At 43.6% G+C, this 18,115-nt stretch carries 20 protein-coding genes, 2 tRNA genes and 1 pseudogene; 4 read left to right on the top strand and 19 right to left on the bottom strand.

The window, feature by feature from the left end:
- Together JSQ97_RS11415 and JSQ97_RS11410 are read right to left on the bottom strand one after the other, a co-directional pair.
- On the bottom strand, positions 1–574 hold a 574-nt coding region (locus JSQ97_RS11415), incomplete at its 3' end, for a hypothetical protein (RefSeq protein WP_205076172.1).
- A 27-nt stretch (positions 575–601) separates the two neighbouring features.
- The gene (locus tag JSQ97_RS11410; protein WP_239447108.1) at positions 602–913 is read right to left on the bottom strand and encodes an ATP-binding protein; all 312 of its coding nucleotides are present in this window, start codon (positions 911–913) and stop codon (positions 602–604) included.
- A gap of 180 nt (positions 914–1,093) precedes the next feature.
- Here JSQ97_RS11410 and JSQ97_RS11405 point away from each other — a divergent pair, with 180 nt between their 5' ends.
- Positions 1,094–2,338: a hypothetical protein gene (locus JSQ97_RS11405; protein WP_205076171.1), complete on the top strand. Its 1,245-nt coding sequence runs from the start codon at positions 1,094–1,096 to the stop codon at positions 2,336–2,338.
- Positions 2,339–2,479: 141 nt separating this feature from the next.
- Here the strand turns inward: JSQ97_RS11405 and JSQ97_RS11400 are convergent, their stop codons facing one another.
- The 11 genes and pseudogenes from JSQ97_RS11400 to rpsP form a co-directional block, all read right to left on the bottom strand.
- Complete coding sequence (locus JSQ97_RS11400) at positions 2,480–2,971, bottom strand: hypothetical protein (protein ID WP_205076170.1); 492 nt, start codon at positions 2,969–2,971, stop codon at positions 2,480–2,482.
- Positions 2,972–2,982: 11 nt separating this feature from the next.
- Positions 2,983–3,174, bottom strand: a complete 192-nt coding sequence (locus JSQ97_RS11395; protein WP_187384882.1) for a hypothetical protein — start codon at positions 3,172–3,174, stop codon at positions 2,983–2,985.
- Positions 3,171–3,539, bottom strand: coding sequence for a YraN family protein (locus tag JSQ97_RS11390; RefSeq protein WP_205076169.1), 369 nt, complete (start codon positions 3,537–3,539; stop codon positions 3,171–3,173). The genes JSQ97_RS11395 and JSQ97_RS11390 overlap by 4 nt, the downstream gene beginning before the upstream one ends.
- A gap of 46 nt (positions 3,540–3,585) precedes the next feature.
- Positions 3,586–3,861 carry a phosphohydrolase gene (locus tag JSQ97_RS11385; RefSeq protein WP_205076168.1) on the bottom strand — a complete coding sequence of 92 codons (276 nt, stop codon included), beginning with the start codon at positions 3,859–3,861 and terminating at the stop codon, positions 3,586–3,588.
- 105 nt (positions 3,862–3,966) lie between these two features.
- Positions 3,967–4,230 carry an EscU/YscU/HrcU family type III secretion system export apparatus switch protein gene (locus JSQ97_RS11380; protein WP_205076167.1) on the bottom strand — a complete coding sequence of 88 codons (264 nt, stop codon included), beginning with the start codon at positions 4,228–4,230 and terminating at the stop codon, positions 3,967–3,969.
- Positions 4,227–5,552: a hypothetical protein gene (locus tag JSQ97_RS11375; protein ID WP_205076166.1), complete on the bottom strand. Its 1,326-nt coding sequence runs from the start codon at positions 5,550–5,552 to the stop codon at positions 4,227–4,229. The genes JSQ97_RS11380 and JSQ97_RS11375 overlap by 4 nt, the downstream gene beginning before the upstream one ends.
- Before the next feature lie 237 nt (positions 5,553–5,789).
- Positions 5,790–6,128: pseudogene (gene rplS / locus JSQ97_RS11370) on the bottom strand (50S ribosomal protein L19); the annotation flags it as partial.
- A 1-nt stretch (position 6,129) separates the two neighbouring features.
- Positions 6,130–6,921 carry a tRNA (guanosine(37)-N1)-methyltransferase TrmD gene (gene trmD, locus JSQ97_RS11365; protein WP_205076164.1) on the bottom strand — a complete coding sequence of 264 codons (792 nt, stop codon included), beginning with the start codon at positions 6,919–6,921 and terminating at the stop codon, positions 6,130–6,132.
- 4 nt (positions 6,922–6,925) lie between these two features.
- Positions 6,926–7,510: a ribosome maturation factor RimM gene (gene rimM, locus JSQ97_RS11360; RefSeq protein WP_016521603.1), complete on the bottom strand. Its 585-nt coding sequence runs from the start codon at positions 7,508–7,510 to the stop codon at positions 6,926–6,928.
- A gap of 7 nt (positions 7,511–7,517) precedes the next feature.
- Entirely contained in the window at positions 7,518–7,751 is a 234-nt protein-coding gene (locus JSQ97_RS11355; protein WP_205076163.1) for a KH domain-containing protein, read from the bottom strand.
- An 18-nt stretch (positions 7,752–7,769) separates the two neighbouring features.
- Entirely contained in the window at positions 7,770–8,018 is a 249-nt protein-coding gene (gene rpsP, locus JSQ97_RS11350) for a 30S ribosomal protein S16 (protein WP_187384889.1), read from the bottom strand.
- 461 nt (positions 8,019–8,479) lie between these two features.
- Here rpsP and JSQ97_RS11345 point away from each other — a divergent pair, with 461 nt between their 5' ends.
- The 3 genes from JSQ97_RS11345 to JSQ97_RS11335 all read left to right on the top strand — a co-directional run bounded on the left by JSQ97_RS11345 (position 8,480) and on the right by JSQ97_RS11335 (position 10,405).
- Entirely contained in the window at positions 8,480–9,793 is a 1,314-nt protein-coding gene (locus tag JSQ97_RS11345; protein WP_205076162.1) for a solute carrier family 23 protein, read from the top strand.
- 290 nt (positions 9,794–10,083) lie between these two features.
- Positions 10,084–10,157, top strand: a tRNA-Asp gene (locus tag JSQ97_RS11340).
- A 175-nt stretch (positions 10,158–10,332) separates the two neighbouring features.
- A tRNA-Pro gene (locus JSQ97_RS11335) sits at positions 10,333–10,405 on the top strand.
- A 422-nt stretch (positions 10,406–10,827) separates the two neighbouring features.
- On the opposite strand, the gene JSQ97_RS11330 is transcribed toward JSQ97_RS11335, so the two are convergent.
- The 6 genes from JSQ97_RS11330 to JSQ97_RS11305 form a co-directional block, all read right to left on the bottom strand.
- Positions 10,828–11,787, bottom strand: coding sequence for a glycosyltransferase family 2 protein (locus tag JSQ97_RS11330; RefSeq protein WP_205076161.1), 960 nt, complete (start codon positions 11,785–11,787; stop codon positions 10,828–10,830).
- Positions 11,788–11,993: 206 nt separating this feature from the next.
- On the bottom strand, positions 11,994–12,905 hold the full coding sequence (locus JSQ97_RS11325; protein ID WP_205076160.1) for an NAD-dependent epimerase/dehydratase family protein: 912 nt from the start codon (positions 12,903–12,905) through the stop codon (positions 11,994–11,996).
- Complete coding sequence (locus tag JSQ97_RS11320; RefSeq protein WP_205076159.1) at positions 12,893–13,543, bottom strand: HAD family hydrolase; 651 nt, start codon at positions 13,541–13,543, stop codon at positions 12,893–12,895. The genes JSQ97_RS11325 and JSQ97_RS11320 overlap by 13 nt, the downstream gene beginning before the upstream one ends.
- 64 nt (positions 13,544–13,607) lie before the next feature.
- A complete protein-coding gene (locus tag JSQ97_RS11315; RefSeq protein WP_205076158.1) occupies positions 13,608–15,200 on the bottom strand; it encodes an aldolase catalytic domain-containing protein in 1,593 nt (530 codons plus the stop codon).
- Positions 15,197–16,999 (bottom strand): thiamine pyrophosphate-binding protein, encoded by a 1,803-nt coding sequence (locus JSQ97_RS11310; RefSeq protein ID WP_205076157.1) that lies wholly within the window; start codon positions 16,997–16,999, stop codon positions 15,197–15,199. Before JSQ97_RS11310 ends, JSQ97_RS11315 begins: the two co-directional genes overlap by 4 nt.
- Positions 16,996–18,115: acyltransferase family protein (locus JSQ97_RS11305; protein ID WP_205076156.1), on the bottom strand; the 1,120-nt coding region annotated here is incomplete at its 5' end. The genes JSQ97_RS11305 and JSQ97_RS11310, both read right to left, overlap by 4 nt.

Genomic DNA, 18,115 nt, shown 5'->3' with positions numbered 1-18,115 from the left:
CTGCATGTATACTCTCCAATGAAAAAATCTCGTCATTTCCATCTGTGTCAATATCTTTAATATAGCTGAGCGTGTTTTCAATACTATTTGCTTCACATTGAAAATAAAAATTTGACAAGTAATAATTACTGAAATAATTCGGTTTGTGTAAAAATCCGGGAAAACGATAATCCATCATATCAAAAATATAATTGGACTTGTCGGTATTGAATTCGATTTTTTGTATCCAAACGGAACTTTGCTCCAATAATTTGTTATCAGATAATTCATACAAATAACTATAAATTACTTCGGGATCATAAACATAATACCAGGCAATATAATAAAAATCTTTGTCAAAAGATGATAAAATCACCTTTTTTGTAGAAACAACTTTCGTAGCGCTCATTTCCTGAATTTTTTGATCCGTCAAATCATAGGGAAACCGCATCATCTTGTAGGGATCGTTTTTTATCTTTTTTAATTGATATTCTTTTTGGGTACTTAAAATTTGTTTAAATTTCCTTTCCAAATCGCGCAGAAACAATTTGAGCAAATAAAAATTAAAAATAATGAAGTCAATATTTTTTTTCATAATCTTCCTTTCCGCACCCCATTTTCGCTACACCGTCTCCGATAAAAAATCGACGATGTTTTTGTGAATAACGCCGTCCCTGCCGAAATCGACGCGATCCATGGACAGCACATATTTCGGAAAATTGTCTTCAATCGATTTATATACCCCGAATTCCCGCTCGCGCGTTTTTTCATCGGTCAACAGATAGGCGACCTGATAATAAAAAATCCGATCGTTTTTTTGCGCGATAAAATCGATTTCCCTGTCTTTCAGCTTTCCGATTTTTAGTTCGTAACCCCTCGACGCAAGTTCGATTATAATCGATAAAATCAAAAACTTGTATACAATTTCGATCATAGTCGAAACGGTATCGCCGATCTGCCGAAAGCTATCTTTTCGGACTGCGCCTTCAAAATTCGACATTCGCCCTTGTAAAAATACCGCTTTGCTGACATACTATAGGACAAAAACTGCAGTTTTTAGAGGGAACTATAAGAGTAAAAACCGTGGTTTTATAGAATTGTACGGGAGGCCGCAATGAAAAAACGTTTTTTTATTTTTGCCCTGCTCTTTGCTTTTGCCAATATTTTTTGCGTAGATATACAGTATATCGATACGGCAAAAATAAAAAAGGTGCAAAAATATGCCGATGAACTCGATTTTTTGTACAAAAATGCGCCGTTTTTAAACGGGTTCATTCCCGATGAATATTGGAAGGCGCCGTTTTCAAAAGCTGAATACAGGGAAAGACTCAAAGGCATCCTTAAAATACTTTCCGAATATCCGGAAAATAAAAATCAGGAATATTTGCTTTTAAAGGCTTATGTATGCGAAGCTCTGTATCATTTGGATGCCGACGATTCTTATGAAGAAACCGTACGAGCCTATAATGCCATAGAAAAAATCAAAGACAAAGATTACCGCTATAAGTGGTTTTTGGGCTCATTTTATGCGCATGCCGGCAAACCTTTTGAAGCGATACGGCAATTTGACTATGTTCTAAAACGGATTCCGCGGGAAAAACTGCATCCCGATTTTATCGCCGATTATGCGTATGCTGAATTATTGGCTTTGATGCCTAAAAGAGCGATTTCGGATTTACTGTATTATTATGATGCAACCGGCTTGGATCCGGCAAACAATAAGCTGCTGCGGAGTTTACAAGATGATTTTATTGATTATAAGGACGGAGACGTTCCCTTTACGGAGGTGTTCCGCCCCGTGGAGCGGGAAAGCGGCAAGGGCTTTTTTTCGCGCTTACTCGGATTATGGCTTCCGCTTGCCTCCGATGACCAACCCCGTTTTTCCAACCTCTCCGACGGCAGCGTATCGATTCAAATACGGGTTCCGATAGAAGCGGCACAATATTCGGATTCTACCTACTTTATAATGATCACTTCGTTTTTATCGAATGATAAAAAGGTTACCCGCATCATTGAATCTCTGCCCAATAGAAAAAAGATTACATTTGCGGTATCCGATCAATATGAAATCTACGAGTATTCAAATCCGCAGGAATATATCAGATTCGGCGGTATGCACGGTCTTCTTGCGATTGTAAGAGCGCCCTATAACCGTGCGCTGGAAACGGAGATAGAAGAACCGCTGAAAGTAAGCTCATCCGGAGATGCCCAAGGGTTTCATATTTTGCCCTTCAAAAAAGAATTTAATCGTTATAAAGGGGACCTTATACACATCATTCTGCTTGATTCCGCCGAAGGTTTTTATAAAGAATCCGTATCGAGATACATCGATTTATTGAACAATATGCAGATAAAATAACCGGTCGTCTTTACCGCGCAAACGTCGGACTTAAAACTACTGCGCGCAATGCAAAATACGACGGAATCGATGCCGTGCTACCCGACCGCGCGATTGCAAAGTGCAAAATATGTGATATTTTCGTATACTGCGTTCACCGCACTAGACTTGACTGTAGAGGCTGCTCAGTTCGCTTCGCCACGGAAGTTTTGCATCGCGCCCTTCCCACTCTATCGTTTTAATAATTTTAAATGATTTTACGTCGCGCGGATCTTCGTAGCGCAAAAGCGCAAAGCGTCCCTGACCGATATATGCGATCCTTTCGTTTTCGCCGAGCGTTTCCGTTTTATTCAGTTGTTCCAAAATGCAATCGAAGTGCGCCGGATTTCCCGACGCTTTATCGATGACGGCGCTCGCCATATCTTCGATATCTTTTCCGCACACGGGACATACGACGCGGCGCTGCTTGAGTTCACGGATCGCTTCGTCTTTTTTCTTTTGGTCGGCGATATTGTCATAGAGATGGCGTTGAATAGCAGCTTCTCGAAGTTTTGTATCTTTATCATCGGCTGGTTTGCCGCCGGAGCGCGCGTTTTGCGTATTTTGGTTTTTCCAATCCCGCCTGCCGCGTCCCCGCTTTGCATTCTTTCCCATGGTGTCTCCCGTTATTCCATGAACAGCGGATCGTCTTCCGGGTTTTCAATCAATTTTTTGCTGATAACCTGAGCGATCCTCTGTACGGCCGTATCGATATACTCCGCATCCCGAATCATCTCCCGCAGCGCGAGCAGGCGGGGCGGTATGTCCGCTTTTTGTTTTTCGAGAACGAGAGTAGTTGTTTTCAGACCGGAAATCATACAAGCTCCGAAAAAGCGTTTTCAATGTGATATACGGCCGGCAAAGACGGCATATCCACAACGATCACATCGTATCTGATATAGTGCTTACTATATTGTCGATTGTTTACGAGAAAACGTTTAGACGTTTCTATAATTTTTTTTTGTTTCCGGCCGTCGAGCACGTGCGACAGCATATCGGCGTTCCCGCTCGGAAGCGTCTTCACTTCGGCAAAAACGAGCACGTCGTTCGATAAAGCTATTATATCGATTTCGCCGCTTTTTGTCTGCCAATTCCGCGCGACGATCGAATACCCCTTTTCGATCAAATAACGCGCAGCCTTTTCTTCTCCGGCTTTTCCGATCGATTTTTTTGAAGCGTTCACGGATCGATTGGACTCGCTTTGAACGATTGACGATCCCCGCTTTCCGTCACACGTTTACCGGCGTATCGTCGTCGACGGGTTCGAGTTCGTCCACATCCTCGAGGTTCGCGTTCGTTTGCGCGTCGATTTCCGCCTGCGAAAGGACGTGCCCGACGGTGAGCAAAAACGGGATGTTCCATGTTTTGAGCGCCGCAAGATGATACGGCTTTGCCGGCTTTCCCGCGGCGAGAAACATATTTTTTCCGTCGTCGAAAAATACCGGCGCGGAAAAGCGCATACCTTCTTTGATATCGTTTTGCGTAAGTTTTAAAAAACCTGCCATAGCATCTCCCCCATATTTCTGTAAGGTCGACTATCGAGTTTTGAAAGCATCACTCGAAATCGAACCTTCAATAAGTTTCGTCCCTTAAAAATCCGATCGATTTTTTTAAGATATCCTTTTATCGTTTTTAGCCTGTGCTTGCAGCACAAAGGCGAATATACCCGCGAGTACGCCCCACGTTTCTTCCGGCACATATGAGCCGATTTCTCCGAGCGTCAAAACATCGGCAAGGTTCGCATTTTCGACGACAGTGATACCCTGCTCTTTTGCGATTGCGGCAAGCCTTTCCGCAGCTTCGCCCCGAGCCGATGCCGTTATAAAAGGCGAAGGCGCTCCTTCGGGATATTTCAGCGCAACCGCTTTTTTCATACGCTGCCTCTGACAACGGAAATACCGCTTTTTTCGTAAAACCCTGAAAGCGCACTGCCGTCCGAGCGTTCGACACTGAACGATTTTCCGCCGAACGCCGCTTCGAGCGCTTTTTCGAGCGCCGCGCTTTCATCTGCAGAGTCCGTGCCCTGTACAGCGTAAAGCACGCGCCCTTTCTGTAAGTATATCACAAAATAATAAAATTGCCCACCGAAATCGAGCGTCACCGTACATTTTTCCGCTTTTTTTTGTCGCGCGTCCGTAAAAAAACGGAGAACGCCGCTTCCCGTCTTTGCCCCGCCGTCGAACGAAATCTCGAAAGGGATCTGAATCCAGCCCGCGCCGGAAGAAAATCCGCGGTGATTGAAAAGAGTGAGGACGCCGCCTTCGCTTTGCTCAAGTGCGCGCTCCGCTCTCACATCGTATGCCGCATCGGACGCCTCAGTGTCGATCGTTGCGGTTTTGCCCTGCACCGCGCCGTTTGCAGCTCTCTTTCCCGACAACGTGCCGCAAAAAAATCGCCGCACTTCCGCTTCGATTTCGGAAACGAGCGCTTTCAGCGGCCGCCCCGCATCGGATCCGCTTTGACGCCCGCTCTGCACGGAATTTCCCTCTTTCACGAAACCGCCTTCTTCCGCGCTTTCGTTTTTTCCGCCGTTTTGCGGATCGCTGCTTCTCTTTCCGTCCGCCCCTCCTCTCTTTGCACGTCCGCCGTTTTGAGAATCTGCATCGCTTTCGGAGTCCTTATCGCTCTTTTCGTTTTCACCGACGATAGCGGCGACGGAAGTTTTTTCCATACGGATGCCTTTTTGTTCCAAAAGCAGAGCCGCTTGTGCGGCTTCTTTTTCACGCCCGGGAAACAAGAGCGCGACGCGGCGCGCATCGTTAAAAATCCTCTCGTCGAATTTCATGCCGAGCGACTGCATCGCGGCAAAAAGAGCTGCTGTGACAGAATCGGGGGGAAGATCGAGAGAAGTAAAATAGCGGACAAGCTCCGCATCGGAGAGCGTTCCGTCGGGGTTGAGCGCCGTCGAAAACGTCGTTACGAGATGTTCGTTTGAAAAGGGGGCATCGGCGATAAGCGGTGAAAGGACGAGCGTTCCGTCTTTGAGCGAAACGGAAGCGGAAAAAACCGCACCCTCCATAAGCGGTCTTTCCGACGTAACGGAAAACCTGCCGCCCGCAAAAGAAGCGATATACGAATTTTGCCCCGTCTGCGAAATGATGTGCACGGAAACGACATCCCCTTCGCGAATCTCGTGCCGGTTCGGCATAGGGGAAAGGGAAGCCGTTTGAACGTATACGCGGGAAATCGTATCCATGCGCCGGAAAAATTATCGAGGGGCTGTCGAAAAAGCAAGCGACTTTTGGGACAGCTCCATCCGCTTCTAAAAACCGCTTGAGTTTTCAGAAGCGACACATTATTTCTTTTTTGCCTTTTCAGCCGCTTCCGCTGCGTGTTCTTCTTTTTGCTCTTCTTTGATTGCAGCTTCCTGGGCTGCAGCCGCGGCATCGACTCGAGCATTGCGTTCGGCAAGAGCTGCGGCGATATTTCCGCCGACGCGCGTTTTAATGCGCTTCGCTTTACCGACGGCATCGCGGAGGTAATAGAGTTTTGCACGGCGGACTTTGCCCGGACGCACGATCTCTACTTTCGTGATCCGCGGCGAGTGCATCGGGAACACGCGCTCGACTCCGACGCCGTACGACTCTTTGCGAACAGTGAACGTTTCCCGCGTACCGCCGCCGTTTTTCGCGATGACGACACCTTCGTACACTTGAATGCGTTCCGTTTTGCCTTCGACGATTTTAAAGAAAACTTTTACCGTATCGCCGACATTAAATCCCATGGCGCTCGCGCGCTTTTGTTTTTCTTCAATACCCTTAATGATATCCATCTCAGTCTCCAGCTTCCCGAGTCCGTTTCGCCCGCTTCTTTTTTCCGGCGGTTTTAAGCGAAACCTGCTCCGTAATTTCCTTAATAATTTTTTCGGCTTCCTCCGAAAGCGTACCCGCGTTTCGCGCAGACGCTATCAAGTCCGGCCGATTGGCAAGCGTTTTCGCAATGCTCTTTCGCAGCCGCCACGCGCGTATCGCTTCGTGGTTTCCCGACCGCAGCACTTCGGGTACTTCTTCTCCCCGATAATTTTGCGGCCGCGTATACTGCGGATATTCAAGCAGTCCGCCCGAATAGCTTTCTTCGTCGAGCGATTCCGCCGAAATGACGCCGTCGATCAGGCGGTACACCGTGTCGATGACGACTTCCGCCGCAACCTCTCCGCTCGACATAACGTAATCCCCGATCGAAATCTCTTCGTCGACGTACCGATCGATTATCCGCTGGTCGATCCCTTCGTACCGTCCGCAGATAATGACGATTTCGCTTTCGCGGCTTAACTCAAGCGCTTTCGCCTGCGTAAAAGGCTTTCCTCCGGGCGTCACATAGATGACGCGCTTTTTGTACGCCTCTACGCTGTCGAGCGCTTCTCCGAGCGGCTCGGCGAGCATAAGCTGTCCCGCTCCGCCGCCATACGGACCGTCGTCACAGGAACGGTGTTTATCACGGGCAAAATCCCTGATATCCGTCAAGACGCAGGAAATAATTCCCTTTTCAACCGCTTTCGCCATAATCGAATTTTCGAAGTACGCGCGCAGGATATCCGGGAATAAGGTCAGCACAGTAAATTGCATGGAATCACTCCAGAATCCAGAGGTGCATCAGCTCCACCGTTTTGCCTTCGATATCGACCGCGCCGATATGCTCCTCCGTAAAAGGAACATAAACCGTTTTCGGTTTTCCCGAAACGGTGCGTTTGACATCGTCCGCAAGAACGCTGCAAGCCTCGGAGATGCGCACTTCCAAAAGCTGCGCCGCTCCGCCTTCCAATACGTCCGTGATCTTGCCTATCGTTTCGACAGGCGCGGCCGAAGCCGCCGATCCGTTTTTCCTCTCATATACGAGAGAACAATCTTTCAAATCATCGATGTACCATTCTCCTTTTTTCAAAGGATAGGCACACTCGCGCGGTACGACCACTTCCCATCCGTTGTACTTTCGTACCGCTTCGGGAGAATCGATTCCCGCCAATTTCATAAACACGCAGGTGCCGCCCCAGTCCGCAGATTCGACTCTGCGCCGCTCGGTTTCCTCGCCGTGCCGTAAAGTGACATCCTTGAGCGAAACGATGTGATCGTACGCGCCGGAAGCACTCTCTATTTTACATTCACCCGTAATCCCGTGCGGACCGCGGATAAAGCCGACTGCAAGCTGATCTTTCATCTGCCTTTCAGTCTAAGATGTCGAGACTGTAATGATTTCCGTCCCTTGCCGCCGATGCGCTCAGCACCGTGCGCATCGCTTTTGCGATACGGCCGTATTTGCCGATCACTTTACCGATATCGCTTTCAGCCACTTTCAGCTGCAAAACGGGTCCGCGTTCACCCTCCGCTGCGGTCACCGAAACCGCAGAAGGATCATCGACAAGCGACTTTGCAATATATTCGATTAAATCCTTTTCCATTCAGCCGCCTCGATGCAATCACTTTGCGGAACGGATCTGTTTGTTGAGCAGCTTACCGACGATGTCCGTCGGCTGTGCACCGACTCCGAGCCAATACTTCGCACGTTCGACATTGATGTTGATCTGCTTTTCCGCAGCTTCGATCGGCATATAGGTACCGATTTCTTCGATCGCCCGGCCGTCGCGCGGAGAACGCTCATCCATGACAACGACGCGATAGTAGGGACGTTTTTGCGTGCCGAACTTTTTCAGTCTGATTTTGACCACTGTAATCCTCCGTAGAACTCGAACCGAACGGGGCCAAGTCCTAAAATAACACACCTATCGGTGCGAATATTCATTATAGCGGAAGCGAGGGGAGAGCGTCAATCGGAAGGAAATCTTATTATCAAGGGAGATCTTATCGTTAAAATCGATGTGAAAGTTAAATGCAAAAATTAAATGCAAAAATTCTTTTCAAAAAAAAAGGCTTATGCTATACTGTGCCGATTTGTATCACACAGGAGACATGGTAAAAAGCGCCGTCTAAACTATCGCCGTCGCTTTTTACCTCGAGTTTGCGCGGATGTTTGCAGAAGATGTGTATGCGTATTGTTTGATGATAGACGTATGAATATGATACACTTTATTTTGCAAACTCGATTATCTGACGTGTGCGCTCGCGCGCACGACTAAAAACTTTTTCGAAAGTTGCAACTTTCTGCAAAAGTTTTTATGGGAGTTTCTTTATGGATTCATCGAAAATTTTAGGACCTCACGACAAACCGCCGCTCGCGCAGTGGATCCCGCTGAGCTTTCAGCACGTGTTTGCCATGTTCGGCGCGACGATCCTCGTGCCGCTTTTGACGGGTTTGAGTCCGTCGACCGCGCTTTTTACCGCGGGTACAGGAACGCTCATCTACATCCTCATTACGGGAGCGAAAGTGCCGGCGTTTTTAGGTTCGTCATTTGCCTTCATCCCCGCGCTTATCGGAATCGGCGAGCAATACGGCGCCGCCTATGCGATGGGAGGGGCGATTTGCGCAGGTCTGTTCTACTGCGTCGTCGCGCTCATTATTAAATTTACGGGCAAAGGCTGGATCGACAAAGCGCTTCCTCCGGTAGTCATCGGCTCGGTCATCGTAGTCATCGGCATGAACCTTGCGCCGACCGCGATCAAAGAAGCGATGTATGTCGGATCAAGCGGTGCGATGCAGGATTATTCGCTCGCATACGTGAGCATCGCAGTCGTAACGCTCGGCATCGCCATAGTCGCGACGATTTTTTTGAAAGGCTTTTTCAACACGATTTCGATATTGATCGGACTTGTCGGCGGTTATATCTTCGCACTCGTCATGGGCGCCTTTTTTCCCGCATACCGCGTCATCGATTTTTCAGTCGTGCGCGAAGCGAAGTGGTTTGCGCTCCCGTTTTTGCAAACCGATGCGGCCGGTAAGTATTTTTGGCTCGCACCGAAATTCAATTTCGTCGCCTCACTCACTTTCGTCATCGTCTCGCTCGCTACGATCTGCGAACACTTGGGCGATACGCTCACGACATCCCGTGTCGTCGGAAAGGATTTTTTGAAAGACCCCGGCTTGCACCGGACGCTCGTCGGTGACGGCCTTGCAACCGCATGGGCTGCCGTGTGGGGCGGGCCGCCGAACACGACATACGGAGAAAACATCGGCGTTATGGCGATTACGAAAGTGTACAGCGTGTGGGTCATCGGAGGGGCTGCGGTCATCGCATTCGTGCTGTCATTTTGCCAAAAATTCGGTGCCGTCATTCAAACGATACCCGGCCCCGTGCTCGGCGGCGTTTCGATGCTCCTGTACGGACTTATCGCATCCAGCGGTTTGCGTACACTCGTCGAAGAAGGCGTCGATTATAAAGACAAACGCAACCTGACGATTTCGTCGGTCGTCATGGTCATCGGGATCGGCGGCGGTATTTTACAGTTTACCGTCGGAAGCGATTTCGTGTTCAGCTTGGGCGGAGTCGCGCTTTCGACCGTCGTCGGCATCATATTGAATTTAATAATTCCGAAAACGATGGAATAAGCGAGACGTAACAAAACCTCGCGCATCGCATCTTCGACGCTTCGACGGAGGGCATTCGGACGACACCGTTTTGCGATCCCGCCCTCCGCAATTCCGCATCCGCTCCAGCCGCCTCGCATCAGCTCCGGCGGCCGCTCCGCGTTGCTCCGGTCGGGCGTAGGCGTATCGTGCATACGGACGCCTTTGTACACCCTTACGAAAAAACGGCGTGCCGATCATTCGATCTAAATTCAAAGGCATTCTACGTACTTGACATAAAAAATCAAATTATGCTATAGTATAAAAATCACGGGGGCGTAGCGAAGCTGGTTATCGCGCTGGCCTGTCACGCCGGAGACCACGGGTTCGAGCCCCGTCGCTCCCGTAACAATGGCTGTCTCAAAAGTCGGTTACTTTTTCGACAGCCTATCGAGTTTAAAATTAAGTCTGTGTATTGTAATGACTTAATTTTAAACATCGCACCTAAAATCAAGGAAGCTGTTCAAAAACTGAAGTTTTTGAACAGCCCTATTTTTTTTCACGCCGGAAAAACCGACGAACGGGCAATAGCGCAGTTGGTAGCGCGCTTGGTTCGGGACCAAGAGGTCGGCGGTTCAAATCCGCCTTGCCCGACTGCTAATTCCTTGCTATATATAGACTTATCGAACACGGGGCTTTTTGCGACTTTTTAAAAAGTCAATAAAAAGTCAATTCGAGGTTTGTATATGGCATCACCTTTAATGAAGCTCACTTTCATGAGCGTACCGTTTTGTGTTTGCTTGCGTTCGTGTGGATTTAGGCGTAGACCAATCGTGACAGCCTAGTGTCATGAGGAGAATTTTGCGGATTTGGTCGGATTGGGTAGATTTGATGTGTTTATAAAATTGAGAGGCGGTTATCAAAGATAGCAATTGCACGCCAACCGATAACGACTTTACAAATTTCCAGTTCTTTTATCTGTCGGAATACTGAAAGAAGACAATTTATTGTCAAACCTTTTGTATTGTAATCCACAATTATGGCCGAACCATCCATCCCAACACCTCAAGGCTATTTCATTTTTTAGTACTGTATTTCATAAAAGACCGAATGACTTTAAGTAATTTTGATATGAACTCCGGAAAACAACAAGCAAACAGCATGAAAGCAATATCACTATTATTTGTCGTCGATCGTATAAAATTATAATAGTGAAAAATAATAGAAAAAGATATACCTTTTCTTCTTTTGAAATGTAGACAATTTCTAAATCCGAAAAGTTTCGTTTTTGCTACATGTGCCCGAATACATGTATTTTTAGATTTATAATTATATGACAATGGTAATGACATAATAAACAAATACCATTTTTTACAAAATATCGGAATCACATCCGACTCCCAGTGTCCTTTTTTTTCAATCGAAAAAGCATCCCCCTTCAACCTATTAAAAAAATATAAAGTCCAATCTTTCGACTGAGCAATATATTCGAAAATTATACCTGTTTGAAGAAAATTACTATTGTAATACCGTTGATAATTGCACTTAGAGACAACCTTTTCATTATAAATCAAGGCGTTCAAATACGTCATGTGCCAACCCAATTCTTCCAACAAGGTATTCTGATCTGTATAAACCTTTTCTAACGGTAATAATTCTGTTCGCGTTAACGTTCCTGTTACCACAAACGAATAATCATTGTCCGCCAATTTTGCGAGAAGTTGAGAAAGCTCATCTTCATTGATAATGGCAGAATCTCCAAGCAACCATCTATACCTTCCTTCGGCATGAATCAATAAAAATTCAAAATTTTTATCAGGTCCTAAATTCTGTTCCTGCTTAAATCCAATCACATTATAATCAGCAGAATATTTTTGTATTACTAGTTGCGTATCATCAGTCGAACCATTGTCGGAAATATAAATTGGAATCGAGAATCGCTTCGCGAGCGGACAAAGCAATTGCAAAGTCTTATCTAATAAGTAACCTCTATTATAAGTAGGTATACAAATACTCAACAATGGCTTTTCTCTCATTTTATCACCTCTGCACTATACCAAGCGTTTTTACAACGTCTAAAAATTAAATATGCAATAGGCTTCTAATATCTGCATACTTAAAAACCCGCAAAAGAAAAAAATCGCAGGCAACAACTTTCCAATTATAAAAGTCGAGCAAGCGATCCATACTGCACTTTTATGATAATACTTCATTTTTACATTTTACTTTTTGCCGCATCAAATCATTTTCTTAGTGTAGAGGCAACTATATTCTCTAAGCCTTCTAAAAACGAAATTTCCGGTTTCCAACCGGTATCTTTTGTAAGTTCTGTGATATCCGCCTGTAAATACATCGGCTGATGCGGATAATAGTCTTTTACACCGAAGTGTATTGCAATATCCGGATTAACATAATCGCGAATGACCTTTATATATTCCGATAATTTACGGGCTGTACCGCTGCCGAGCGGATATGTTTTTCCGTGAATACCTTTTTGTGCTACAGCTAGAATAGCTTGAGCTGCATCGTCAGCATACAGATAATCCCATACCTGTTCGCATTTTGTCAATTCGGGACTTCTCCCATTTTTTAATTCATGTATTACATAAGAAATCAATGTATACGGAGCGTCGTTCGGGCCATATAAACTTAATATACGAAGCCAATTATGCCGTATGCCCAATTGCCCACATAAAAGGGCGGACAACCGGCCGGCAGTATATTTTGCCATACCGTACCCGCTTTGCGGGCATACCGGTGTTTTGTCCGTCAACGGGCATTGTACGGGACCGTATTCGGCCTGACTTCCCGCTCCGATAAAAACCTTACAGCCCATTCTTTGCGCAAGGCGAGCAGCGTCAAGTGTATATTGAATATTGCGCACTTGTGCATCAACGTCATCCCGTGCTGTGCCGAATGTTTTTTCCCATGCGAGATGGATAAAAACATCGGAATTCGTAATTACGGGGCTAAGCGTATTGTAATCTTTTAAATCCGCTTGGAGTATGTCAACACTATTTGAAGCAATAAGCGCCTTTGCCCGTTCCGAGTCTTTCCGTACAATACAGACAATCTCCAAGCCCTGTTTTTTCGCACAGCGTATAAGAGCTGAACCGAGTATTCCGGTAGCCCCTGATATAACTATTTTTTGCATAATGATTCTAACAACATTTTCAATTCAGCAACCGTAGAACAGATGTAAGCTGTATCGGTTAATTCTTCTTTTGTACCTGCACCCCATAATACACCGATTGCTTTTATTCCCACACATTTTGCAGCATAACAATCCGATGCCATATCTCCAATACCATACGTCGTTTCTTTATCCAAATGTTGTGACGTAATAAGATACTTAAACAGTTCAGATTTCTCCTTTTTATCACTACCCGAACTATATGGCGTAATAATTTTTTTAATTTTATTGGCCCATCCCAGTTTATGAACGATTTTACAGCTCGGCAGATCGGGTTTATTGGTAATAATATAGTGTACATAATTATCAGTATCATGAATGATAGCATCAATCCCCATAAAAGGATTTGTATGGAAAAAGCTACTCGAATCATACCGTTTTCTAAAGGCACTTATTGCATTGTGCAGTCTTTCGTCATTAAGATATGAAGCAGCAAACGAAGCTTTTAAAATATTATCTATCGTTGGACCAACTCGAAACGGTTTTATAATTTTTGATATATCTATTTTTGCGTCAATCAGAGCAAGTTTAAGCGCTTCCAACACCTCATGCTCAGAATCAATGAGGGTTCCATCCAAATCCCAAATAAGGTTAAGCATTAAAAGGCCTCAACTTGTTTTGCATTCAACTTTCGCAAACAATAATGGCATATTTATACCGATATTACAGATACTTTGTTTTTGTTAATGACCTGACTGTTATTGCATTTTTCAATAATACAATCTCTTCTTTAATTGCTTGATTACGCAACAATACATTTTCTTGACAAAACAACATAGGTATATAGGCTTCATAGTAATTTTGTGTATTTTGTTCCACATATCCGTCAAAACCGGCAAGAGTGACTTCTGTTTTATGTAATTTTTTTAATAAATATAAAAGCATAACAAGCGGATTATCACGTATACAATCTATCCGGGATAAAAGAGATGAATAGTTTACTATAAAATCAATTTTTTTATCCGTTTCTGTGATATTTGATGTACAAATAGTCTTGATTCTATTTGTATCATGTAGTGCATTAAAAAATTGGCTGTACCGTTTGGCATTTCCCATAAATACATAGTCAATAGCAAATGATTTATTAAGAAAATTAACTGAAATAACTATCGGTTTTTCCTCAACAATAAACCGTTGTATTTTTTCTTTTTCTGCTTCAATGCTTTTACCCGGTCCGAGTAGAAGTATCGGCTGCTTCTCAAAAAGCTTTTGCAACATCGCTACTGTATCGCTGTCATTGATTTCATTATTTTGATAATCATAGTAAAACGTTTCTATAGCATTTTTATCATAAAGAAGCTTTATCGAATCAGGGATACGTTCAAGAATGATATTTATAGATTTTATCGACAGGGTCTTTTTATCAAGCAGATACTGCACATAATTCGGATGACAGCCATGTAATGCAGCAATATAATATTTTTGGCGGTATCCCCATGGCGACTTTATGTATTCTTTTTGAATATCAACATCGATAGCTTCTTGTATCTGATTAATATCATAATGCTTATTTTTATACTCATTCATATACATAGCAAGCAGTTCCGTACATGCATTACCGGCGCTTTTTCCCATACCGAATAAAGAACCGTCTATAGAAATATCCCGATTCTCGATGCCATTCATTACCGCAATAGCATTCGAATATGCCAATTGAAAATTATTATGTGCATGATATCCTATAATTATATCCTTATCTAAATAAGTATTAAGAATATTACAATAACGAAGAACAGCCTGAGAATGCATAAGTCCATACGTATCTACTACCGTTACTGCATAAGGAGATATCTTATTAATTTTATTAACAAGCGCTATTATTTCTTCATCAGTATAACCGGTGATTGAAACCGGATTAACAAAAATTTTATATCCTTTCTCTTTCACTTGAGCACAGAATTTCAATGCTTCATCTTGTTTACTCTTCTTAAAAATAATTCTTATAGCATCAAGGTGAGATTCCGTTTTTGGTGCGACTTTATCGATCGAACAAGTTCCATAATCTATCATTGCACAAACTAAAGCTTGCGGGGGGCGTATGTTGTCAAATATCGGTTCTATGGATTTTGTATCGGGATACATTGAGCGATTAGCATCATACGTTTCACGTTCATCAATAAATCCGACTTCTATTGTATCTATTCCGGAGATATCCAGACGGCTAAAGATATTCTTTATACATCCTTCACCAAAAGCCCAATTATTTACAAAGCCGCCGTCACGCAATGTGCAATCAAGCAGATATATCTTTTTCATATTTTCATTGCTTCCTCATAATTTCTTTTTATTTCCTCATCGGATAAAAAAGGATACATATCTTCCAACGGGGGCGAAATCATTGTACCGTCGGGGAGTTTTTTTGCTGACACTTTCGGTGCAAAAAACTGTGCCGGATCAAGTATGATTTCAGCTATAACAGGTCCTGTCGTATTCAGAGCTTCTTTAATTTTTTCCGATGCGGTTTGTACCGCATCTATTCTTACATAGGGAAATCCGTAGGCATAAGCAATTTTTTCCATTAAAGGAAAACTAATACCGTTGTCAGCGCTGACACCGCAGAGGGGAGGAGCGAATAAATTCATTTGCGTTTGCCGAATTGAATGATAGCCGTTATTATTTAAAACAAATAGTTTTATATCCAACCTATTATGGATCACCGTTTGCAATTCCTGTATATTCATCTGTAAACTACCGTCACCATCAATACATATCACTCGTTTATTTTGCCGTGCAACCGCCGCTCCTAATGCCGCAGGAAGACCATACCCCATACTGGCACATCCCGAATTTGTAAAAAGCCGTTGATTTTTTCGAATATATCCTGCCTGAAACGAGCAAACGCAGGCGCTCCCGTTACCGGTAATAATAACGTCTCCTTCAACAAGTTCTTTAAATAGCATATCCATAAAAACATAGGGATTTATAGGCGTATTCGTTTCATAAAACGATTTTTTACAAACCGGATATTTTGCATTGATATTTCGGCACCACTCAATCCAGCGTGTATGCTGAGTATTTTTTTCCACAGCCGAATTAAGCTGTTCAATTACCGCATTCAAATCGGCGTGAATCGGCATGTCTATATTCAAAGTAGGCTTTAAAAGTTCTAAAGGGTCTATATCGACCATAATCTTATAGGCAGCAGGGGCAAAATGTTCCCAATTATAACTGATTTGCCTGATATTCAGACGGCACCCCAATATAAGTAATAAATCCGCATATTGTGCAACAAAATTCCCCCCCCTTGTGCCGACGGTTCCGGGTCTTCCGCAATAGAGAGGATGCTCATCCCATAAAAGGTCGTGTGCATTCCATGCGGTAACGACAGGGATATTCAGATTGTCTATAAGTTGTAAAAATTGCATATATGCGCCCGATATTCTTATTCCTTCCCCGGCGAACACGACGGGCCGTCTTGCTTCTTTTATTTTAGCTAAAATACGGTATATCTGATTTTCAGACAGCGGAGGAGGACTCTCTCGGGAAGCAGAAGCCGGATCATAATGGCGCAAATTGTCCGTTTCAATTATAGCCCCTTGAATATTAAGCGGTATATCAAGCCAAACAGGACCGGGACGTCCGTGTGTTGCAAGATACAATGCCTTTTCAAGTACGTAGGCAATATCATAAGGGCTAACAACCATTTCCGCATACTTTGTCATGGTTTTTACACAATCTACTATATTGAATTCCTGATCGCCGAGTTGTCTGAGCGGTATATACGTGGATTTTACGGTTGTTGAAAATTTGACCTGTCCCGAAATAATAAACATCGGAATTGAATCAAGCCAGCCGCCGAGAACGCCGGTTATCGCATTCGTTCCTCCCGGACCGGTAGTTACACAAACGGCGGCTATATTCCCTGAATATCTTGCATAGCCTTCTGCAGCAATAGCACAAGCTTGTTCATGGTGGTTATAAGTACAGTGTAATTGCGGATGATGGCCGAAAGCATCATTCAAATGCATGGCTCCACCGCCGGTAACAGTGAAAATATCAATAATATTGTTTACAGCAAAAAAGTCTGCAATATAATCAGCGAGACGTTGTTTCATAATAAATCCTCTTTCACACTCCGCTCTGATTCACCTGAGTCAGCTACAGCCCTATTAAATATTTTGTTAAACCCTATTGCAAATATTCCTGAAATGACGGCGCCGCAGATGAGCAACTCCGCATGAAGTAAATAAATATTTTTAAAAGTCGGTAAAAAATCATATAAATTATGTAACACTAAACTGTGAAAAAGGTAAAACCCAAAAGAAATTGACGAAAGAAAAGTAATATACTTTCCCATCGTCGATACCGGCGCTGTCTTTCTTTCATGAAAAACAAATAAATTTAATGAAATCAATAGGACGTAAACAGTCGGATACACAATTACATATATATAAAATATGTTATAGGTAAGAGTATTTATTAAAATAAAAAGAAACAGCAAATATAAACTTATTTTTTCTAAGGAATCGGATATGCAAATTCTCTTACGATAAGCATCGGCAATATAATAAGTAATTATACCGCATATAAATAAGTCAAGATTTGCATAAAAAGGTGTATAAATAGCAATATACCAATCAAAGCCGCAAGCATAAGCTATCATTCGGTACGACAAGCCGAGAAAAGCGATTATTGAGTATACCATTATCAACATTCTTTTACGAGTACGCATAGTTTCAATCATTTTGCAAAATAAGGGGCATATTATATAGAGCTGCATAAGAGTAGAAATAAACCATGTTGCCCCGACTCCATCTACTCCAGACCCTCCGTTGTATGTACAGGAAAGCACGCGTAATATTACATCAGGATTATCTTTTAAAAAAGTAGGAAACACGAATACACAGCATATAAAGATAAAAAACACAGTAGGAATATAAATATTTGTAAGCTTTCGTTTATAATAAAGCACTACACCTTCAAAAGAGTATTTATATTTTTTCAACGCAAAACCTCTTGCCGCTAAGTATCCGCTGAGCAAAAAGAAAATCCATACCCCCCCCCATGCCGGAGTACGAAGAGGGTATGTATACGGAACAGCAAACAGGTTACCGTGCTGATTGGTAAATATGGAAGTATGCAAAATAAAAACACAAGCCGTTGCTACGACACGTAAAAAATGAATAAAATTATTGCTTATTTCTAAATAACAGTTTTTTATCCATATATGC

It is taken from the genome of Treponema sp. Marseille-Q4523 (assembly GCF_016901105.1).
GTDB lineage: Bacteria > Spirochaetota > Spirochaetia > Treponematales > Treponemataceae > Treponema_D.
Note: the sequence above shows the minus strand (reverse complement) of the source record. Positions and strands in the feature narration are given on the sequence as shown.